Annotated in this window: 18 protein-coding genes; 13 read left to right on the forward strand and 5 right to left on the reverse strand. The window is 70.3% G+C overall.

Features of this window, described 5'->3' with window-relative positions:
* Positions 1-28: 28 nt before the first annotated feature.
* The 3 genes from leuC (at position 29) to ACFQU4_RS04110 (ending at position 2748) form a co-directional block, all read left to right on the forward strand.
* Entirely contained in the window at positions 29-1444 is a 1416-nt protein-coding gene (leuC, locus tag ACFQU4_RS04100) for a 3-isopropylmalate dehydratase large subunit (protein WP_377487284.1), read from the forward strand.
* A gap of 23 nt (positions 1445-1467) precedes the next feature.
* Entirely contained in the window at positions 1468-2079 is a 612-nt protein-coding gene (gene leuD / locus ACFQU4_RS04105) for a 3-isopropylmalate dehydratase small subunit (protein WP_377487350.1), read from the forward strand.
* A gap of 168 nt (positions 2080-2247) precedes the next feature.
* Complete coding sequence (locus ACFQU4_RS04110) at positions 2248-2748, forward strand: HU family DNA-binding protein (protein WP_377487286.1); 501 nt, start codon at positions 2248-2250, stop codon at positions 2746-2748.
* A 90-nt stretch (positions 2749-2838) separates the two neighbouring features.
* Here the strand turns inward: ACFQU4_RS04110 and cofC are convergent, their stop codons facing one another.
* Complete coding sequence (cofC, locus tag ACFQU4_RS04115) at positions 2839-3513, reverse strand: 2-phospho-L-lactate guanylyltransferase (RefSeq protein ID WP_377487288.1); 675 nt, start codon at positions 3511-3513, stop codon at positions 2839-2841.
* Here cofC and ACFQU4_RS04120 point away from each other — a divergent pair.
* From ACFQU4_RS04120 to ACFQU4_RS04135, 4 genes are all read left to right on the forward strand, one after another.
* The gene (locus ACFQU4_RS04120; protein WP_377487290.1) at positions 3512-4288 is read left to right on the forward strand and encodes a lysophospholipid acyltransferase family protein; all 777 of its coding nucleotides are present in this window, start codon (positions 3512-3514) and stop codon (positions 4286-4288) included. The two genes, cofC and ACFQU4_RS04120, sit on opposite strands and share 2 nt — an antisense overlap.
* Entirely contained in the window at positions 4285-5283 is a 999-nt protein-coding gene (locus tag ACFQU4_RS04125) for an NAD(P)H-dependent glycerol-3-phosphate dehydrogenase (RefSeq protein WP_377487292.1), read from the forward strand. Before ACFQU4_RS04120 ends, ACFQU4_RS04125 begins: the two co-directional genes overlap by 4 nt.
* A 67-nt stretch (positions 5284-5350) precedes the next feature.
* Positions 5351-8173, forward strand: coding sequence for a BTAD domain-containing putative transcriptional regulator (locus ACFQU4_RS04130; protein ID WP_377487294.1), 2823 nt, complete (start codon positions 5351-5353; stop codon positions 8171-8173).
* A 36-nt stretch (positions 8174-8209) separates the two neighbouring features.
* Positions 8210-9418, forward strand: coding sequence for a hypothetical protein (locus ACFQU4_RS04135; RefSeq protein WP_377487296.1), 1209 nt, complete (start codon positions 8210-8212; stop codon positions 9416-9418).
* Here the strand turns inward: ACFQU4_RS04135 and ACFQU4_RS04140 are convergent.
* Positions 9405-10496 carry a trans-sulfuration enzyme family protein gene (locus tag ACFQU4_RS04140; RefSeq protein WP_377487298.1) on the reverse strand — a complete coding sequence of 364 codons (1092 nt, stop codon included), beginning with the start codon at positions 10494-10496 and terminating at the stop codon, positions 9405-9407. The genes ACFQU4_RS04135 and ACFQU4_RS04140 overlap by 14 nt on opposite strands.
* A 114-nt stretch (positions 10497-10610) precedes the next feature.
* On the opposite strand from ACFQU4_RS04140, the gene ACFQU4_RS04145 reads away from it, so the two are divergent.
* The 5 genes from ACFQU4_RS04145 to rhmD all read left to right on the forward strand — a co-directional run bounded on the left by ACFQU4_RS04145 (position 10611) and on the right by rhmD (position 16207).
* On the forward strand, positions 10611-11723 hold the full coding sequence (locus tag ACFQU4_RS04145; RefSeq protein ID WP_377487352.1) for a D-alanine--D-alanine ligase family protein: 1113 nt from the start codon (positions 10611-10613) through the stop codon (positions 11721-11723).
* A gap of 16 nt (positions 11724-11739) precedes the next feature.
* A complete protein-coding gene (locus ACFQU4_RS04150) occupies positions 11740-12522 on the forward strand; it encodes an IclR family transcriptional regulator (RefSeq protein ID WP_377487300.1) in 783 nt (260 codons plus the stop codon).
* A 103-nt stretch (positions 12523-12625) separates the two neighbouring features.
* Complete coding sequence (locus ACFQU4_RS04155) at positions 12626-13954, forward strand: MFS transporter (protein ID WP_377487302.1); 1329 nt, start codon at positions 12626-12628, stop codon at positions 13952-13954.
* Positions 13955-13997: 43 nt separating this feature from the next.
* Positions 13998-15035, forward strand: coding sequence for a zinc-binding dehydrogenase (locus ACFQU4_RS04160; RefSeq protein ID WP_377487304.1), 1038 nt, complete (start codon positions 13998-14000; stop codon positions 15033-15035).
* Entirely contained in the window at positions 15032-16207 is a 1176-nt protein-coding gene (gene rhmD, locus ACFQU4_RS04165; protein ID WP_377487306.1) for an L-rhamnonate dehydratase, read from the forward strand. Before ACFQU4_RS04160 ends, rhmD begins: the two co-directional genes overlap by 4 nt.
* A gap of 6 nt (positions 16208-16213) precedes the next feature.
* Here the strand turns inward: rhmD and ACFQU4_RS04170 are convergent, their stop codons facing one another.
* Both ACFQU4_RS04170 and ACFQU4_RS04175 read right to left on the reverse strand, forming a co-directional pair.
* Positions 16214-16690, reverse strand: coding sequence for a DUF3515 domain-containing protein (locus ACFQU4_RS04170; protein ID WP_377487354.1), 477 nt, complete (start codon positions 16688-16690; stop codon positions 16214-16216).
* Positions 16669-16902, reverse strand: coding sequence for an Lrp/AsnC family transcriptional regulator (locus tag ACFQU4_RS04175; protein WP_377487356.1), 234 nt, complete (start codon positions 16900-16902; stop codon positions 16669-16671). Before ACFQU4_RS04175 ends, ACFQU4_RS04170 begins: the two co-directional genes overlap by 22 nt.
* 155 nt (positions 16903-17057) lie before the next feature.
* Between ACFQU4_RS04175 and ACFQU4_RS04180 the strand changes: the two genes are divergently transcribed.
* The gene (locus ACFQU4_RS04180) at positions 17058-18002 is read left to right on the forward strand and encodes a thiamine-phosphate kinase (protein WP_377487308.1); all 945 of its coding nucleotides are present in this window, start codon (positions 17058-17060) and stop codon (positions 18000-18002) included.
* A 281-nt stretch (positions 18003-18283) separates the two neighbouring features.
* On the opposite strand, the gene ACFQU4_RS04185 is transcribed toward ACFQU4_RS04180, so the two are convergent.
* The gene (locus ACFQU4_RS04185) at positions 18284-18409 is read right to left on the reverse strand and encodes a hypothetical protein (RefSeq protein ID WP_377487310.1); all 126 of its coding nucleotides are present in this window, start codon (positions 18407-18409) and stop codon (positions 18284-18286) included.
* Between the last annotated feature and the right edge of the window lie 521 nt (positions 18410-18930).

Genomic DNA, 18930 nt, shown 5'->3' on the forward strand with positions numbered 1-18930 from the left:
AGTATTTTCAGTTGAGAGGGACCCATCGATGGCCAAGACGTTGAGCGAGAAGATCTGGGACGACCATGTTGTCCGATCGCATGCCGGGGAACCGGATCTGCTCTACATCGACCTTCACCTGGTCCACGAGGTCACGAGCCCACAGGCGTTCGACGGTCTGCGCCAGGCGGGCCGCCCGGTTCGCCGGCCCGATCTGACCCTGGCCACCGAAGATCACAACACGCCGACCCTCAACATCGACCAGCCGATCGCGGACCCGGTGTCGCGGACGCAGGTGGACACACTGCGCAAGAACGCCACCGATTTCGGGGTACGGCTGCACAGCCTGGGTGATCTTGATCAGGGCGTGGTGCACATCATCGGCCCGCAGCTCGGCCTGACCCAGCCCGGGATGACGGTCGTCTGTGGCGATTCGCACACCTCCACCCACGGCGCCTTCGGCGCGATCGCGTTCGGCATCGGCACCTCCGAGGTCGAGCACGTCCTGGCCACGCAGACGCTGCCGCAGGCGAAGCCGAAGACCATGGCCGTCAACATCAACGGCGAGCTGCCGCCCGGCGTGGTCGCCAAGGACGTCGTGCTGGCGCTGATCGCCAAGGTCGGCACCGGCGGCGGTCAGGGCTACATCGTCGAATACCGCGGCAGCACCATCGAGAAGATGTCGATGGAGGGCCGGATGACGATCTGCAACATGAGCATCGAGTGGGGCGCCAAGGCCGGCCTGGTGGCGCCGGACCAGACCACGTTCGACTACGTGCAAGGGCGTCCGCACGCTCCGACCGGTGCCGACTGGGACGCCGCGGTGGAGTACTGGAAGACGCTGCGTACGGATGACGGCGCGACCTTCGACGCCGAGATCGATCTTGATGCGGCGCAGCTGACGCCGTTCGTGACTTGGGGCACCAACCCCGGTCAGGGCGTCCCGCTGTCCGCCGACGTACCCGATCCCGAGGTGTTCCCGGACGCCGCCGACCGCGTCGCGGCCACGAAGGCCCTGGAATACATGGATCTCCGGGCGGGCACGCCGATGCGTGAGATCAAGGTCGACACCGTCTTCCTGGGCTCCTGCACGAACGGCCGGATCGAGGACCTGCGCGCCGCGGCCGAAGTGATCAAGGGTCGCCAGGTCGCCGACGGCGTCCGGATGCTGGTGGTGCCCGGGTCCGCCCGGGTCCGGCTGCAGGCCGAGGGCGAAGGGCTCGACGTGGTCTTCAAGGAGGCCGGCGCCGAGTGGCGGGCCGCGGGCTGCTCCATGTGCCTCGGCATGAACCCGGACCAGCTGGCGCCGGGGGAGCGGTCGGCCTCGACCTCCAACCGCAACTTCGAAGGCCGGCAGGGCAAGGGCGGCAGGACCCACCTGGTCTCGCCGCCGGTTGCCGCCGCGACCGCCGTCACCGGAACCCTGGCCGCACCGGCGGATCTGCCGGCCGCCGTCTCGGCCTGATCGTCAAAAGGAATCGCGTGATCATGGAAAAGTTCAGCACTCATACCGGTACCGCCCTGCCGCTGCGCCGGAGCAACGTCGACACCGATCAGATCATCCCGGCCGTCTACCTGAAGCGGGTCACCAAGACCGGCTTCGAGGACGGGCTCTTCGCCGCCTGGCGGGCCGATCCGGACTTCGTCCTCAACCGGCCCGAGCACGCCGGCGCGACGATCTTGATCCCCGGACCGGACTTCGGCACCGGATCCTCTCGTGAGCATGCCGTGTGGGCCTTGCAGAACTACGGGTTCCAGGTCGTCATCGGCGCCCGGTTCGGCGACATCTTCCGTGGGAACTCGGGCAAGGCCGGCCTACTGATCGCGGTGGTCGACCAGAAGATCATCGAGGAGCTGTGGGAGTTCGTCGAGGCCGACCCGAGCCGCGAGCTGACGGTCGACCTGGGCGAGCGCAAGATCACGGCCGACGGCTTCGAGACCACGTTCGAGATCGACGACTACACCCGCTGGCGGCTGATGGAGGGGCTGGACGACATCGGCCTCACCCTGCGCCACGAGGAGTTGATCGACGGGTACGAGAGCGAGCGGCCGTCGTTCAAGCCGGCGACGCTGCCCGCCAAGGTCGCATCGGCCGGCTGAGCTCGGAAAGGGTCCCGATCGGCCCGATTCTCTTGCGACACGGCGTTTTCTCCGCGTTGGTGTTTGTCAGGACGCGTGGACTTCCCTAGCGTTATTCCTGCAGACGTACGGTACGGCTGCCCATTGGCCTACAACAAGGCTTGGAAAGTGTTCGTAAGAAGGGAAGCTGTGAACAAGGCTGAGTTGATTGAGGCGTTGTCGACTCATTATGAGGGCAACAAGGCTGAGGCGGCACGGGCGTTGAACGCGGTGGTGCAGACCATCACGTACCAGACGGCGTCTGGCGAGAAGGTTTCGATCACCGGGTTCGGCGTCTTCGAGAAGGTGCACCGGTCGGCTCGGATGGTTCGCAACCCGCGGACCGGCGAGCGGAAGCGCGCCAAGGCCACCGCGGTCCCGCGGTTCCGGGCCGGTTCGGACCTGAAGGCGTTCGTCTCCGGTGCCAAGAAGGTGCCGAAGGCCTCCGCCAAGAAGGCCGCCGCGAAGACGGCGACCACCGCGACCGCCGTCAAGAAGACGGCTGCTCCGGCGAAGCGCGTCGCCAAGGCCGCACCGGCCAAGACGGCGGCGACCAAGAAGGCCGCGGTGAAGGCACCGGCCAAGAAGGCCGCACCGGCCAAGAAGGCACCGGCGAAGAAGACCGCGGCGAAGAAGACCGCGAAGCGCTGAGCCTCGCGCCACTGAAGATCGAAAAATCCGGGTCGACCCCTTCGGGTCGGCCCGGATTTTCATGTCCGCAAGGGATCTGCGGACGTCGGGTCAGGCGGTCCGGGACCAGGCGCTGACGGCCGTCCGGGACGCCGGGCCGAGTCCCAGCCCGGCGATCTCGCCAAGATCATCCTCGGTGTCGACGTCCAGTCGGGCGTCCGGCACCGGGCGGCCGATCACGGCGTCGGTCAGTGCGACAGCGCCGCTGGCCCGGTGCGCCGCCGCCGAACCCGGACCGAACCGGGGATCGAGCGGAACCCCGTCGGCGAACAACATGGTCGTGCCGACCTGGTCGGCGTCGGCGAGGAAGCTGCGCGGCTGCCCGCCCGCGGCGTCGATCACCGCTCGGAGCGACTCCGGCCGCAGGGCCGGCAGGTCAGCGACACAGGCGAACAGTCTCCGGATTCCCTGCCCGCGCAGGAAGTCCTCACCGGCCCGCAGTGCCTGGTTGAGCCCGCCCGGCTCCGTCTCCGCGACCAGGTCGACCGACAGCCCGTGATCAACAAGCCGGGTGTGCAGGCCCGGCTCCGCGGTGACGATCACGGTCCGGGCGGCGCCGGACAGGACCCGTACCGTGTCCAGCAGCATGGCCCAGACCAGATCCTGGCGGAGCGGACCGGGCAGCGTCGCCAGGCGCGACTTCGCCAGGCCCAGAGGCTTGATCGCCACCACCGCGCCGAGACCGGACCCGGCCGCGGGGTGGAGCGTCGCCGAAGGAGCTTCCATGGCAGCCATGGTGCCACCGCTGACCCAGCGGCACGCCTGGGGACGCCCTAAGGTGTGCCTGGTGGAGAATCCCCGTCGTCTGCCGGACATCGTGGCCCGGGTCGCCGAGCCGGGCGAGCCGGCGCTGCGGCGTACGATCGGACTGCTGAACCAAACCTTCGGGCGGCTGACCCGGCGCGACTGGCGTGGTGCCGACAAGGTGCCGGCCAGTGGCGGCCTGGTGATCGTCGCCAATCACATCTCCAATGTGGATCCGCTGGCGATCGGTCAGTTCCTGACCTACGCCGGTCGCTGGCCCCGGTTCCTGGCCAAGGAGTCGCTGTTCCGGGTCCCGGTGTTCGGCGCCTTGATCACCCGGTGCGGCCAGATTCCGGTGCAGCGCGGCACCCAACAGGCCGGGCACGCGCTCGACCATGCGATCGACGCGGTACGATCCGGCCGGTCCGTGATCATCTACCCGGAAGGAACGATCACCATGGACCCCGACCTCTGGCCGATGGCCGGCAAGACCGGCGCTGCCCGGGTCGCGCTCGCCACCGGCTGCCCGGTGATCCCGATCGGGCAGTGGGGCGCCCAGGAGATCATGTACGGCAAGCGGATCCACTTCCCGCGGCTGCTGCCCCGGAAGACCCTGCGCCTGATCGCCGGCGACCCGGTGCCGCTCGATGATCTTCGGGACCGGCCCCTCACCGCCGAGCTGCTGCGGCAGGCCACGGACCGGATCATGGAGTCGATCACCGCGCTGGTCACGACGCTCCGGAACGAGGTGCGATGACCGCCCGCGTGACGGTGATGGGGTCCGGGTCCTGGGGGACCGCGTTCGCCCTGGTGCTCTCCGACGCCGGCCAGCAGGTCACCCTGTGGGCCCGGCGCCCGGAACTGGCCGACAAGATCAACAGCCAGCACTGCAATCCGGACTACTTCCCGACGATCGACCTGCCCGACACGTTGCGTGCCGATCATGATCCGGACCGGGCCATGGCGGACGCCGAGTACGTCGTGCTGGCCGTACCGGCGCAGTCGTTGCGGGCGACGATGGCGGGCTGGCGGATTCCCACCGACGCCGTGGTGATCAGCCTGGCCAAGGGGATCGAGCTCGGCACCGGCTACCGGATGAGTCAGGTGATCGGCGAGGTCGGCGGGATCGGTGCCGACCGGATCGGCGTCGTCACCGGGCCCAACCTGGCCCGGGAGATCGCCGAACGGCAGCCGTCCGCGAGCGTCGTCGCCAGCACGTCACCGGAGACCGCGATCCGGCTGCAGGATCTCTGCCACACCAGCAGATTCCGCGCCTACACCAACCACGACGTGATCGGCTGCGAGCTGGCCGGCGCGACCAAGAACGTGATCGCACTGGCGGTCGGGATGGCCGCCGGGCTGGGCTTCGGCGCGAACGCGACGGCCTCGGTGATCACCCGCGGGCTGGCCGAGACGGCCCGGCTGGGCGTGGCGCTGGGTGCGGATCCGTACACCTTCTCCGGGCTGGCCGGCCTCGGTGATCTTGTGGCGACGTGCTCTTCGCCGCTGTCCCGGAACCGTACGTTCGGCGAGGAACTCGGGTGGGGCCGGACCGTCGCGGAGATCACCGGCGAGACCCGGCAGGTCGCCGAGGGCGTCAAGTCCTGCGCGTCGATCCAGGATCTGGCCCGGCGCTCCGGCGTCGAGATGCCGATCGTCGACCAGGTCGCGGCCGTGATCGAGGGCACGATCACGGCCAAGGAGATGATCCCCGCGCTGATGTCGCGATCGGCCAAACCCGAGCGATACTAGTGGGGGTCGACACTGGCCTGGCCGGGAAGTCGAGGTGAGCCGTGCGGGCGGCAGAATCATGACCACTGTGCAGATTCGGGTACTGGGTGAGGTCGAGCTCTGGCGGGACGGCCGGCGCGTCGAGTCGTTGGTGGGCAAGCAGCAGGCGCTGCTGTCGACGTTGCTGACCGCGCCCGGATTCTCGGTCAGCCAGGACTTCCTGATCGAGCAGCTGTGGCCGGAGAGCGATCCGGAGGCGGCGACCGCGGCGCTGCACTCCTGCATCTATCGGGTCCGCAAGGCGATCGCCTCCGATGCGGTACGGCTGCGCCGCGACGCCCGCCGGTACCAGCTCGAACTTGCCCCCGACGTCGTCGACCTGCAGCGGTTCGAGGCCCTGACCGAGGCCGGCCGCGCGGCGTTGGACCGGGGCGACTACCAGAGCGCGGCCGGCCAGCTCCGGACGGCGCTGGACCTGTGGCGCGGGGAGTCCTTCGCAGGTGTCGATCTGCCCTCGGTCCGGGACCGGGCCCGGTCGGTGGACGAGACCCGGCTCGATGTCGCCGAGTGGTGGCTGAGTGCCGAGCTGGCGCTCGGCCACAACGAGGAGGTCGGCCGGGAGGCGGCCGTGTTGATCACTCGGAATCCCTTGCGGGAAAGGCTTTGGGAGCTGGAGCTGCTGGCGCTCTACCGAGCCGGTCGGCAGACCGTCGCCCTGGAACGGTACGGGGAACTGCGCCGGCTGCTGGCCGACGAACTGGGCATCGACCCGTCGCCGTCGGTGCAGGAGCTGCACCAGCGGATCCTGGCCGGCACCGAGGACCTGCGCCACGAACCGTCGGACCGGTCGACCGGCCGGGCGCCCGCCGTGGTGCCGCGCCAGTTGCCGGCCGGCGTCGGCAGGTTCGTCGGCCGGGCCACCCTGCTCGAGGAGTTGACCAGGCTGTCCGACCGGCCGCGGGTCACAGAGCCGCTGCTGGCGGTGATCACCGGGCCGGCCGGGATGGGCAAGACGACGTTCGCGGTGCACTGGGCGCACACGGTGGCGGGCGACTACCCGGACGGCCAGCTCTACGTCAATCTGCAGGGATTCGACCCGTCCGGCCGGGTCCGGACGGTCGGCGAGGTGGCTCGCGGCTATCTGGTCGGGCTCGGCGTGCCGGCCGATGAGGTGCCGGCCGAGGTCGATGATCAACTGGCCTTGTTCCGGACGATCACCGCCGACCGGGAACTGTTGATCATCCTGGACAACGCGCGGGACGCCGAGCAGGTGCGGCCGCTGTTGCCGTCCGGTCCGGGCTGCTGCGTGGTGATCACCAGCCGTGATCAACTCGCCGGGCTGGTCGCGACGGAGGGCGCCTGGACCCTGCCGCTGTTGCTGCTCGAGGAGGCCGAGTGCGAGGAGTTGCTGGTCGGCCGGATCGGCGCCGAACGGGTCGCGGCGGACCGGCAGAGCATGAGCAAGATCATCGAGAGCTGCGGCCGGTTGCCGCTGGCGTTGGCGATCGCGGCGGCCCGGGTGTCCAGCCGGCCGCGGCTGTCGCTCGCCGGGGCGGTGGCGTCGCTGTTCGATCCGCGGCGCAGCCTTGACGCACTGAACGCCGGGTCCGCGGCCGGTGACCTGCGCCAGGTGTTCTCGTGGTCGTACACCACGCTGGAGCCGGAGGCGGCCCGGCTGTTCCGGCTGCTCGGCGTGCATCCCGGTCCGGAGATCGGCGCCGGTGCCGTGGCCAGCCTGATCGGTCGCCCGGCGGCCGAGGTGCCGGGACTGCTGGACCGGCTGATCGCGGCCAACCTGATCACCGAACACGAACCCGGCCGCTACCAGCTGCACGACCTGCTGCGCCGCTATGCCGCGGAGCTGGCCGACCGGGTCGAAGGGCCGGTGGACTGTCGTCAGGCCGAGTTGCGAGTCCTTGATCATCATCTGCGGACCGCGGCCCGGTCGGTGGCCCTGGATGATCCGTCCCGGCCGCCGATCGACCTGCCGCCGCCGGAACCGGACGTCACGCCGGAGGAACTCGACCGCAACGGCCTGCTGCAGTGGTGCCGGGTCGAGCACACCGTGCTGACCGCGGTCGTGCGTCGAGGGATGGAGCTCGGGGCCGACCAGGCGGTCTACGGCCTGGTCTGGGCGATCCGGACCTACCTGGCCACGATCAACCCGCCGCTGCCCGACCTCCCGTTCAGCCGGGCGGCCCTGACCGCGGCGCAGCGGATGGGCGACTCGGCGGCCGAGCTCGGTGCGCGCAGTTACCTGATGTACGACCTGGCCAATCTCGGCCGGCTGGACGATGCGCTGCAGGAGGCCGGGATCGCGGGCGAACTCGCGGCCGAGCTGGACCGGCCCCGGGAACGCGGCGTCGTCCTGATCGCCGCCGGTCATGTGCATTCCAGCAAGACGGGCGACAAGTCCGACGAACTGCCGTACAACCGGGAGGCCTTGTACTGGTTCCGGAAGGCCGGGTACACCCGCGGCGTGGCCTTTGCGCTCAATGCGCTCGGTGAGTCCGAGTTGGCCCGCGGCAACGGTGCGGCCGCACTGCAGCACTGCCTTGAGGCGGTCGAGACCTACGCCGACGAGGGCGACGATGCGGGCCTCGGCGATCTGGTGGACACCCTGGCCGCGGCGTACGGGACGATCGGAGACCTCGACCTGGCGGTCACGACGTTCGAGCGCGCGATCGAGCTTTACCACACCGCCGGATTCCACCGCGCCGCCGGCGATTCCTGGGACCGGCTGGCCGGCTTCTACGAGGCTGCCGGCCGGTCGGCCGACGGCCTGCATGCGTTGCGCCAGGCCCTGGCGATCTATCAGGAGTCGGCACCCGACCGCGCCGACGCGGTCCGCCGCCGGATGGTCACCGCCGCGACGGTCCGTCGGCTGGACGACCGAAACCGCGCGTCCTGACCGGGCGGTTCCTTCAACGGTGAAAGGGAATCGACCATGATCAACACTATGCGGCTGACCCGGCGCGGGCTGATCCGGGCCGGGGCAGCGGGGGTGGTCGCGTCGGGCCTGACGCTCGGCGCCGGCCGTGCTGCGGCGGAGCAGTCCGGGAACCGGGCCGAACTCCGGCGGGGTGGCTATCTGCCGGGGCCCGGGACCACCGGTCCGCTGCCCGGCACCCGGTTGACCAAGATCACCGCGGACGCCTCGCGGCGTGGCGGAGAGCCCGGCCGGTTCACCGTCGAGGACCGCAACGCCGTCTTCGACGGGTACGAGTTCTGGGCCGAGGTCGTACCGGCCGAGGGCTCGGTGTTCCGCAACTGCGTGTTCCGCGGGATCGATCCGAACCTGGTGACGAACAAGAACGCGCGCGCCGCGATCGTGGCACACGCGTCGCCGCACTTCGTGCTGGAGAACTGCCTGATCGACCCGGACGGCTGGCTGACCCAGCGGGAGCGCCCGCACCGGGTGATCCACAGCAACGGCATCCGCGGCGCCGACTTCGAGGCCCGCTGGTGCGAGATCCGCAACGTGGCGGACGGGATCGGCATCGTCGGCCACGGCGCCGAAGCCGACGACGCGCGGTCCAAGATCACCGACATCGACCGCTGCTGGATCCACGCCGGCAGCTACGTCAACGACTACTACGTGACCCATTCCGACGGCCAGATCCACGGCGACGCGGTCCAGTTCCACACCGGGAAGAACATCACGATCCGCGGCTGCACCCTCGGCGGCGTGCGCGATGTCGCCGGGTACAACGTCTGGCAGTTCAACGGCCCGAATCGGGACGGCTTCGTCGGCGGCTCGCCGGCCGACACCGCGGGCGGCCGGAACACCGGTGATGATCACTACACCTCGGTCCTGATGGTGAAGCAGGAGGTGGCCGACGACGTGTGGCGGCGGCTCGAGAACGTCGTGATCGAGGACAACGGCATCGGCGGCGGCGTGGCGAGCGTCAACAACGTGATGAGCAGTACGACACCCGGGCAGACCTGGTCTTCGCTGACAATCAGCGGCAATCGCTTCTTCGAGCGCGGACCGGACTGGGGCCGGCACCTCGACCAGGGCCAGCCGAAGGACGAGGGCGCGGGCTACTACCTGCTCAAGGGACGCGGATCGTTGGCGACCATCGAGGGCAACACGATCTGGGACTGGCAGAACGAGGTCGACACCGGGGTGCCGATCCCGATCACCGGAGGTTGATCAGGGCCTGATCAAGATCGGCCCAGAGGTCCTCGACGTGCTCGACTCCGACGGACATCCTGATCAAGCCCTCCGGTACGGTCGGCAGCTCGCCGGCCCAGCGGCGGCGGCGCTCCAGCATCGACTCCACGCCGCCGAGGCTGGTCGCGAAGACCCAGAGCCGGAGTGCCGCGACGAACCGGTCGGCGGTCGCCGCGTCGGCCAGCTCGATCGAGAGCAGGCTGCCGAAGCCCGGGTAGCGGACCTTCCGTACCGCCGGCTGTGCGGCCAGCCGCTCGGCCAGGATCACGGCGGACGCCTGCGCCGCGGCCTGCCGGACCGGGAGGGTACGCAGACCGCGCAGCACCAGGTAGGTCTCCAGGGTTCCGGGGACCGCACCGCCGAGCTTGCGGGAGGATTCCAACCGGGCGTAATGATCATGATCATCGCCGTCGGCGACCACCACAGCTCCGAGCAGTGCGTCCGAGTGGCCGGAGATGATCTTGGTGGCCGAGTGGAGCACCAGGTCGGCGCCGTCCCGCAGTGGCTGCTGCAGCAGGGGCGAGGCGAAGGTGTTGTCGATCACCAGCACCGTGCGCGGGTCCCGGCCGGCGGCGATCGCGGCCAGGTCGGCGACCTCCATCATCGGGTTGGTCGGCGACTCGAGCCAGATCAGGTCCGCGTTGCGGGCGGCGGCCAGGAACGCGTCGGTGTCGCTCGGGTCGGCCTCGCGGACCGTCCAGCCGTGCCGCAGCACCCGCTGCTCGATGGCGGCCGCGACGCCGAGATAGCAGTGCGCCGGCCGCAGCACGACGGTGCCGGGCCCGAACAGGTCCAAGATCGCGGTGGCCGCGGCCATCCCGGACGCGAAGGTCAGGCAGCGGCCGCCCTCCAGATCACCGATCGCCTGCTCCAGCGCCTGCCAGCCCGGATTGCCGTAGCGGCCGTACCCGATCTCCGGCCCGTCGGTGTGCGGTGCGCCCACGTACGTCGCGGCCGGGGTCAGCGGCGGATTCAACGGTGCGTCCGGGACGCGCTCCGGGCGGCCCGCGGCGACGGCGATGGTCTCCGGGCGCCAACTTCGCTGGCTGTCGGTCATGACCCCAGTGTGGCCGGACACGCCCGACAGCCGGGCGCGGGGTGGACTCGGCCGGGTCCGACTTGGGTAGGGTCGGCTCCGTTGACAGCCTAGGGAGTACTGATGAGTGATGTCCTGACCCGGCCCCGGGTCGCGGTCGTGTTCGGCGGCGTGAGCAGCGAGCACAACGTGTCCTGCCTGACGGCCGCGGGCGTGCTGGGCGCGATCGACCGGGACGTCTATGACGTGATCGGCGTCGGCATCACCAAGACCGGCCGCTGGCTGGTGATGGAGCCGGAAGCGGTGCTGGCGCTCCAGGTCACGGACCACCGGCTGCCCGAGCTGACCGAGTCGACCGCCGACGCGGTCCTGGTCCGGGGCACCGCCGGCAGCGAGCTGGCGGTCCGGGACGAGAGCAGCGCGCTGGCCAAGGTCGGGCCGGTCGACGTCGCGTTCTCGCTGCTGCACGGGCCGTTCGGCGAGGACGGCACGATCCAGGGCCTGTTCGAGATGATGGGCACCCGCTACGTCGGCGCCGGGGTGCTGGCCAGCGCGGTCGGCATGGACAAGCACTATATGAAGCTGGTGCTGGCCGGCTCGGCGATCCCCGTCGGTCCGTACGCCGTCGTCACGCCGCACCAGTGGAAGACCGACCGGGTCGCGGCGCTGGAGGCGGTCGCCGCGCTGACGTACCCGCTGTATGTGAAGCCCGCCCGCGGCGGCTCCAGCCTCGGCATCAGCAAGGTCGACGATCCGAGCAAGCTGGAGGCCGCGATCGAGCAGGCCCGCGAGTTCGATCCCAAGGTGATCGTCGAGCAGGGTTTCGTCGGCGCCCGCGAACTCGAGTGCGGCGTGCTCGCCGAGATCGACGGCGGTACGCCGCGGGCCAGCAAGATCGCCGAGATCCGGATGCACAACGAGTCCGGCTTCTACGACTTCGAGGCGAAATACCTGCCCGAGGAGCAGGTCGACCTGGACGTGCCGGCCGACCTCGAGCCCGCGATCGCCGAGGAGATCCAGCGGCTCGCGGTCGAGACGTTCGAGGCGATCGGCTGCGAGGGGCTGGCCCGGGTGGACGTGTTCGTCACCCCGGAGGGCCGGGTCGTGGTGAACGAGATCAACACGATGCCCGGCTTCACCGAGCACTCGATGTACCCGCGGATGTGGGGCGCCAGCGGCGTGAGCTATCCGGAACTGGTCGACCGGCTGATCCGGCTCGGCCTGGAGCGCCCGCTCGGCCTGCGCTGAACCCGCGCAGGTCGGGATGACGCAGTCTCGGGGGCCGGTGAAGTCGGCCGATCGCGCCCTGGCGGCGATCGACCTGGTCGCGTCGCTCGGTTCGGCGAGCTTCGCCGAGATCGCCGAGGCGCTGCAGTTGCCGCGGTCCAGCGCCCACGGGCTGCTCGGCACCCTGGTCGACGCCGGCTGGCTGGACGTGTCCACGGAGCCGCGGCGGTACCGGCTCGGGCTGCACGCGTGGCAGATCGGGCAGCGCTACGACGGGCACAGATTGCTGCTGGAGAAGGCGAAACCGGAGATGGACGCGCTCGTCGCGGCGACCGGTGAGACCGTCCAGCTGGCCCGGCTGGACGGCGTCGAGAACGTCTACATCGGGATCAGCCTGTCGCCGAACCCGATGCGGATGGCCTCCTCGGTCGGGATGCGGCTGCACGCGCACGCGACCGGGATCGGCAAGGCGCTGCTCGGTGTGCTCGACGAGGCCGACGCGCGGGCCCGGCTGGAGTCGGTCGTGCTGCCGCAGCTGACCCCGCGCACGCTGACCGATGTCGACCAGATCCTGGCGGCCGTCGGTCGGGCCCGCGAGCTGGGCTTCGCGACCGACGACGAGGAGTTCGTGGCCGGCTGCCGGTGCGTCGCCGTACCGCTGACGACCGAGCGGGAGACCGGGATCGCCTCCGCGATGAGCCTGACCATGCCGACGTCGCGTACCGACGCCTCGTGGCCGCACGGCCTCTATCCGCCGCTGCGCGATGCCGCACAGGCGATCCGGGAGAAGCTCGGGCTGTCCGGCGCGTTGTCGCCCTGACGGCGTTGCATCCGCGCCACCGTTGTGGCACCATCTGCCGATTTCACATTGATGAACCCGAATTCACATCCGTGAACGGTACTGGTGATCGACGGAGATTCCTATGACCACGACGTCGACGGCGACCCTCGCTCCCGTCATCCGCAAGGTGACAGCACGGCTCATCCCGATCCTGCTGATCATGTACATCCTGGCCTTCCTGGACCGGTCCAACCTCGGCTTCGCCAAGGCGTCGTTCCAGGCGGACACGGGCCTCTCCAATGCCGCGTACGCCCTCGGCGCCGGCATCTTCTTCCTCGGCTACGCCGTCCTGGAGGTGCCGAGCAATCTGCTGATGCGCCGGGTCGGGGCCAAGGCCTGGCTGGCCCGGATCATGATCAGCTGGGGCATCGTCTCGGCGCTGATGATGTTCGCCACCAACGAGCCGTCCTTCTACCTGCTGCGGGTGCTGCTCGGCATCACCGAGGCCGGCTTCTTCCCGGGCGTGATCTACTACCTGACCCAATGGATCCCGGTCGAGCACCGGGCCCGGGTGAACGGACTGTTCTACTTCGGGGCGCCGCTGGCGTTCATCTTCGGCGGGCCGCTGTCCGGCCTGCTGCTCGATCTCGACGGGCTCGGCGGCCTGCACGGCTGGCAGCTGATGTTCTTGATCACCGGCCTGCTCACGGTCGTCGTCGGCATCGTGGTGATCAGCTACCTGCCGAACGGGCCGAAGGACGCCCGCTGGCTGTCCGAGTCCGAGCGGGCGACGCTGCTCGCGGCGATGGACTCCGAGGAGGGCGCCAAGGAAGATCATTCTCCGCGCGGTGCGCTGCGCGCGCTGGCGAATCCGGGCGTGCTCTACTTCAGCGCCATCTACCTGACCGTCCAGATGGCCGTGTACGGCGTCACGTTCTACCTGCCGACGCAGGTGGCCGGCGTGGTCGGCCAGGGCGTCGGCCTGCAGGTCGGCCTGGTCACCGGCGCGGTCTGGACGCTGGCGATCGTCGGCGTGGTCGTCGCGACCCGGGTGGCCGACCGGACCGGGCAACGCCGGGTGGTGGCGGCCGTGGCGCTCGGCCTTGCAGCGTTGGGAATCCTGTTGTCGGTCGTGCTCACCCAGCCGGTGCTGGTGCTGCTGTCGCTGGCCGTCGGCGCGGCCGGGTTCATCGCCGTGCAGCCGGTGTTCTGGACCCTGCCCACCTCGTTCCTGGTCGGCGCCGCCGCCGCGTCCGGCATCGCCTTGATCAACTCGGTCGGCAGCCTGGGCGGCTTCCTGGCGCCGATCGTGAAGAACTGGGCCGACGCGACCTGGGGACCGGCCGGCGGGTCGACCACACTGGCGATCATCGCGGCCCTCGGCGCCGGGTTGATCGCGGTCAGTCACTTCGTCTCCGCGGGAGTACGTACGATCGCGGAACGCCGAGAAACAGGAGGAGCGAACGGATGAAGGCCCAGCGACAGGTGGAGATTTCACGACGTGAGGAGCATCGGTGAAGGCACTGCGGCTGGAGGAGATCGGGCGGCTCGAGGTGGTCGACCTGCCCGATCCGGAACCGGGTCCGGGCGAGGTGCGGCTGCGGATCGTCGCAACCGGGATCTGCGGGTCCGACCTGCACGGGTTCACCGGTGAGAACGGGCGCCGGCACCCCGGTCAGGTGATGGGGCACGAGGCCGTCGCCGTCGTCGACGCGGTCGGCGCCGGCGTGGCGGACCTGCCGGTCGGTTCGCCGGCGACGTTCAACCCGGTGGTGCTGCCGGAAGCTGATCTTGAAGCCTTTGCGGGGCGGGAGCAGCTGTCGCCGGGCAAGCAGGTGATCGGAGTGGCCCGGGAGCTGGTGGCGGCGTTCGCCCAGTTGATCATCGTGCCGGCCCGCAACGTCGTACCGCTGCCCGAAACGATGCCGATCGAGCTCGGCGCGCTGGTCGAGCCGCTCGCGGTAGCAGTGCACGCCGTACGGCGTGCTGGGGCGGTGCCGGGGAACCGGGTGCTGGTGGTCGGCGGCGGGCCGATCGGGCAGTCGGTCGTGCTGGCGTTGCAGATGGTGGGCGTGGACCGGGTCGTGGTGACAGAGCTGGCGCCGTCGCGCCGGGCCCTGGTCGAGCGGCTCGGGGCAGCGACCCTGGACGCGGCATCCGCCGACGCGGCGGCCGTGGCCGAAGCGCTGGGCGGGCCGGCCGACGTGGCGATCGACGCGGTCGGTGTCGAGGCCACGGTCCGGCTCGCGTTGGAGGCGACCCGGCTCGGCGGGACCGTGTGTCTGGTCGGGATGGGGGCGCCGAAGCTCGGCCTGGACGCCTTCCTGGTCAGTACGGGGGAGCGGGCGCTGGTCGGTAGCTTCACGTACACGGCGCAGGATTTCGCCGACGCCGCGGCCTGGATCGGGCAGGCCCCGGCCCAGGCCGGCGAGTTGATCTCGCGGGTGGTGCCGCTGGCCGAGGGGCCGGGCGCCTTCGTCGAGCTGGCCGGGCATGCTGACGTACCGGGAAAGATCTTGGTCCGGATGGACGGGGAAGAGGGACAGCGATGACGCAACCGACGATCCGCGAGGTGCGGGCGACCACCGTGCGCGGCAAGGGCGCGGATTACCATGATCAATCCGGCTACCACTGGATCGATGATCACATCGCGACCCCGATGGCGGTCTATCCGGAGTACCGGCAGTCCCGGCAGTCGTTCGGGCTGAACGTGCTGGGCACGCTGGTGGTGGAGATCGAGGCCAGTGACGGCACCGTCGGGTTCGCGGTCACCACGGGCGGCGAGATCGGCGCCTGGATCGTGGAGAAGCATCTGGCCCGGTTCCTGGAGGGCCGGCCGGTGACCGACCTGGAACGGATCTGGGACCAGCTGTACCGCTCGACGCTCTACTACGGCCGGCGCGGGGTCGTGCTGAACACGATCTCCGGTGTTGATCTTGCTCTGTACGACCTGCTGGGCCGGCTCCGCGGCGAGCCCGTCTATGCGCTGATCGGCGGCCCGGTGCGCGACGAACTGCAGTTCTACGCGACCGGCGCCCGGCCCGACATCGCCAAGCAGCTCGGCTTCATCGGCGGCAAGATGCCGCTGCACCACGCGCCGGCGGAGGGACAGCAGGGCTTCGTCGACAACGTGGCCGAGCTGGCCGACATGCGGTCCCGGGTCGGCGACGACTTCTGGCTGATGTGGGATTGCTGGATGTCGCTCGACGTGGAGTACGCGACCCGGCTCGCGCACGCCGCGGCCGAGCACAAGCTCAAGTGGATGGAGGAGGCGCTGATCCCGGACGACTACTGGGGTTACGCGCAGCTGAAGCGTCAGGCGCCGCCCGGGATGTTGATCACCAGCGGTGAGCACGAGGCGACCCGGTGGGGCTTCCGGCAACTGCTGGAGACCGGCGTCGACATCATCCAGCCGGACGTCAACTGGTGCGGCGGGATCACGGAGTTGATCAAGATCTCGGCGCTGGCCGATGCGCACGGCACCATGGTCGTGCCGCACGGCTCGTCGGTGTACTCGTACCACTTCGTCGTGACGCGGACGAACAGCCCGTTCGCCGAATTCCTGATGATGCACGAGACCGCCGAGGAAGTGGTGCCGATGTTCACGCCGCTGCTGCTGAACGAGCCGGTGCCGGTGAACGGGCGGCTGCGGGTGCCGGAGACGCCGGGGTTCGGCGTCGAGCTCAATCCGGAGGTGCCGCGGGAGCGTCCGTACACGCACTGATCATGATCAACAACCGCCGCGGTCCGGGTTGTGCTCGGTGATCACCGGGGCGAGATCGATCAACGCGTCGCCCGGGGGCTGATAGCGCCCGGGCACCCGGACCTCGATCATCGCGTCCCGGCCGATCGCGGTGAAGATCGCGCCGCCGTCGGCGTCCTCGGGAAACCAGTCGACGCCGTTGGCGGTGAAGCAGGTGACCCCGGCGACCATGGCGGCCGGGCGGTCGACACCGCACCGCATCGTGATCGTCGGGGATCCCCAGGCGGCGGCGTTGCGGCCCGGCGTCACCTCGCGCCGGGGCTGGCCCAGGACCAGGTCCGGCAGGGCGGACATCATCGCCGTGCAGGCCGCGGCCGCCGGTCCCGTCGGGGCCGGCTCGTCAAGGGCGACCGTCGGCGAACAGCCGGCGGCGAGCAGGAGCAGCGCCGAACCCAGACCGAGCCGGCGCAGGCGTACGGACCTCAGATGTGGACCACCGGGCAGGTGACCGTGCGGGTGATTCCCTCGACGGTCTGCACCTTCGCCACCACGAGTTGGCCGAGCTCGTCGACGTTGGACGCCTCGGCCCGGACGATCACGTCGTACGGTCCCGTCACGTCCTCGGCCAACGTCACCCCCGGGATCGTGCCGATCTTGGCGGCGACCTCGGCGGCCTTCCCGACATTGGTCTGCACCAAGATGTATGCCTGTACCACCATCGCGTCGGTCTCCTTCGTCACTCTGCTCCAGACCGGCCGCGATCTAGGGAAGCAGCGCCGCCGGATGCCGCCACGGTACAGCGTTGGCGGTTGGGCCCGCGACCGGTGGTGTCGGAAGACGGATTGACGATGAAGGCACGGAAGGGAAACAGATGAGCGAGCCGACGATCGGGGAGTTGGGCGAGTTCGGGTTGATCGAGTTGATCACCGCCGACCTGCCGGAGGCAACGGAACTGGTGATCGGGCCCGGTGACGACGCCGCGGCGGTGGCGCTGGAACCGCCGGTCCTCGTCACCACCGACGTCCTGGTGGAGAACGTGCACTTCCGCCGGGCGTGGTCGACCGGGACCGACCTGGGCCGGAAGGCGATCGCCGTCAACGTCGCCGACATCGAGGCGATGGGCGGCCGGGCGGTCGCCGTCACGCTCGCCCTGTCCGCGCCGCCGGACACGCCGGTCGCCTGGGCGCGCGAATTCGCCGCCGGGATCCGAACCGAATGTGCCGCCGCCGGGGTCGCCCTGGCCGGCGGTGACATCACCGGGGCGGCCGAACTGATCGTCTCCGTGACCGCCCTCGGCGTGACCGATGGCCGGGCACCGGTGCGCCGGGACGGGGCCGGACCCGACGAGGTGGTGGCTGTCCGGGGACGACTGGGCTGGGCGGCGGCCGGGCTGGTCGTCCTGGGCCGCGGCTTCCGTTCGCCGCGGGTCGTCGTCGAAGCCCAGCGGGCGCCCGAGGTGCCGTACGGCGCCGGGGCGGAAGCCGCGCTGGCCGGCGCCACCGCCATGATCGACGTCTCCGACGGCCTGCTCGCCGACCTCGGCCACCTGGCCCGAGCCTCCGGCGTGACGATCGACGTGAACACCGGAGCCTTCGAGATCCCGGAACCGCTGCAGGCCGTCGCCGCCGCCACCGGCACCGACCCGCTGCGCCTCGTCCTCACCGGCGGCGAGGACCACGCCCTGGCCGCCACCTTCCCCGACCCGGCCGCGGTCCCGCCCGGCTGGCTCGTCGTCGGCACCGTACGTACCGGCGACTCGGTCGTCCTCGTCGACGGCGAACCCTGGCCCGACGAGCAGGGCTGGAAGCACTTCTAACCTCCCGCCGACCGGGCACAAAAGCAGGCGTTTGGGCGGCGTGTCGCTGCGGAGGTGCCGTGTCGGCGCAGTGGGGGGATGGGTTGCGCAGCAGGGGATGGGTTCGCGCAGTGGGGATGGGTTCGCGCAGTGGGGATGGGTTCGCGCAGTGGGGATGGGTTCGCGCAGTGGGGACGGGTTCGCGCAGTGGGGACGGGTTCGCGCAGTGGGGATGGGTTCGCGCAGTGGGGGATGGGTTGGTGCGCGGAGGGTTTGGGCGGTGGGGGTTGGTGGGTGGCCGGCTACACGCAGCTGCTGGCGGACACCGAGGAGTCGGCCGAGGTCGAGGCCGAGGTGCTGGCCCGGCTGCGGACGGCGACCGAGGGCGTCATCCTGACCGCCTCCCGGCTGACCGGCGAGCAGATCATCGCGACCCACCGGGCCCGGCCGATGGGCAGTGGGGCCGGTTGGGCGGCGGGGTTGGTTGCGCGGCTGGGAGCTGCAGATCTTCCGGCGACTGTTCCTCGCAGCCGCGACTGGTGCAACGGTCGCGGATGCGAGCAACGGTCGCGGGTACGAGGTGCGGTCGCGGGTAGGGGCTGCGGTCGCGGGTGCGAGCGGTGGTTGCGGGTGCGAGTAACGGTTGCGGGTGCGAGCAGCGGTTGCGGGTGCGAGCGGTGGTTGGGGTGCGAGCAGCGGTTGCGGGTACGAGCAGTGGTCGCGGGAACGAGCAGTGGTCGCGGCTGGGCCGGCGGGCGGGGCGTGCTCCGATTCATCGGGTCCCGGTGATCACCGAGTGGACGGGTTGGACCCGAATTTCGGCGGCGGATTCACGCGGTTGTTGCAACACCGATTGGATCTGTTGGGTTCGACAGTAGTTGGTTGAGTGCTTCTGCTGGGGTGCGCCAGTCGAGGGTTTGGCGGGGTCGGGCGTTGAGTTCGGAGGCGA

It is taken from the genome of Microlunatus sp. GCM10028923 (assembly GCF_042666975.1).
Classification (GTDB): Bacteria; Actinomycetota; Actinomycetes; order Propionibacteriales; family Propionibacteriaceae; genus Microlunatus.

Coding starts and splice junctions, on each gene's coding strand:
- leuC (WP_377487284.1), top strand. CDS start 29: ATGGCCAAGACGTTGAGCGAGAAGATCTGGGACGACCATGTTGTCCGA.
- leuD (WP_377487350.1), top strand. CDS start 1,468: ATGGAAAAGTTCAGCACTCATACCGGTACCGCCCTGCCGCTGCGCCGG.
- ACFQU4_RS04120 (WP_377487290.1), top strand. CDS start 3,512: ATGGCAGCCATGGTGCCACCGCTGACCCAGCGGCACGCCTGGGGACGC.
- cofC (WP_377487288.1), bottom strand. CDS start 3,513: ATGGAAGCTCCTTCGGCGACGCTCCACCCCGCGGCCGGGTCCGGTCTC.
- ACFQU4_RS04125 (WP_377487292.1), top strand. CDS start 4,285: ATGACCGCCCGCGTGACGGTGATGGGGTCCGGGTCCTGGGGGACCGCG.
- ACFQU4_RS04135 (WP_377487296.1), top strand. CDS start 8,210: ATGATCAACACTATGCGGCTGACCCGGCGCGGGCTGATCCGGGCCGGG.
- ACFQU4_RS04140 (WP_377487298.1), bottom strand. CDS start 10,496: ATGACCGACAGCCAGCGAAGTTGGCGCCCGGAGACCATCGCCGTCGCC.
- ACFQU4_RS04150 (WP_377487300.1), top strand. CDS start 11,740: ATGACGCAGTCTCGGGGGCCGGTGAAGTCGGCCGATCGCGCCCTGGCG.
- ACFQU4_RS04155 (WP_377487302.1), top strand. CDS start 12,626: ATGACCACGACGTCGACGGCGACCCTCGCTCCCGTCATCCGCAAGGTG.
- rhmD (WP_377487306.1), top strand. CDS start 15,032: ATGACGCAACCGACGATCCGCGAGGTGCGGGCGACCACCGTGCGCGGC.
- ACFQU4_RS04180 (WP_377487308.1), top strand. CDS start 17,058: ATGAGCGAGCCGACGATCGGGGAGTTGGGCGAGTTCGGGTTGATCGAG.
- ACFQU4_RS04185 (WP_377487310.1), bottom strand. CDS start 18,409: ATGATCTGCTCGCCGGTCAGCCGGGAGGCGGTCAGGATGACGCCCTCG.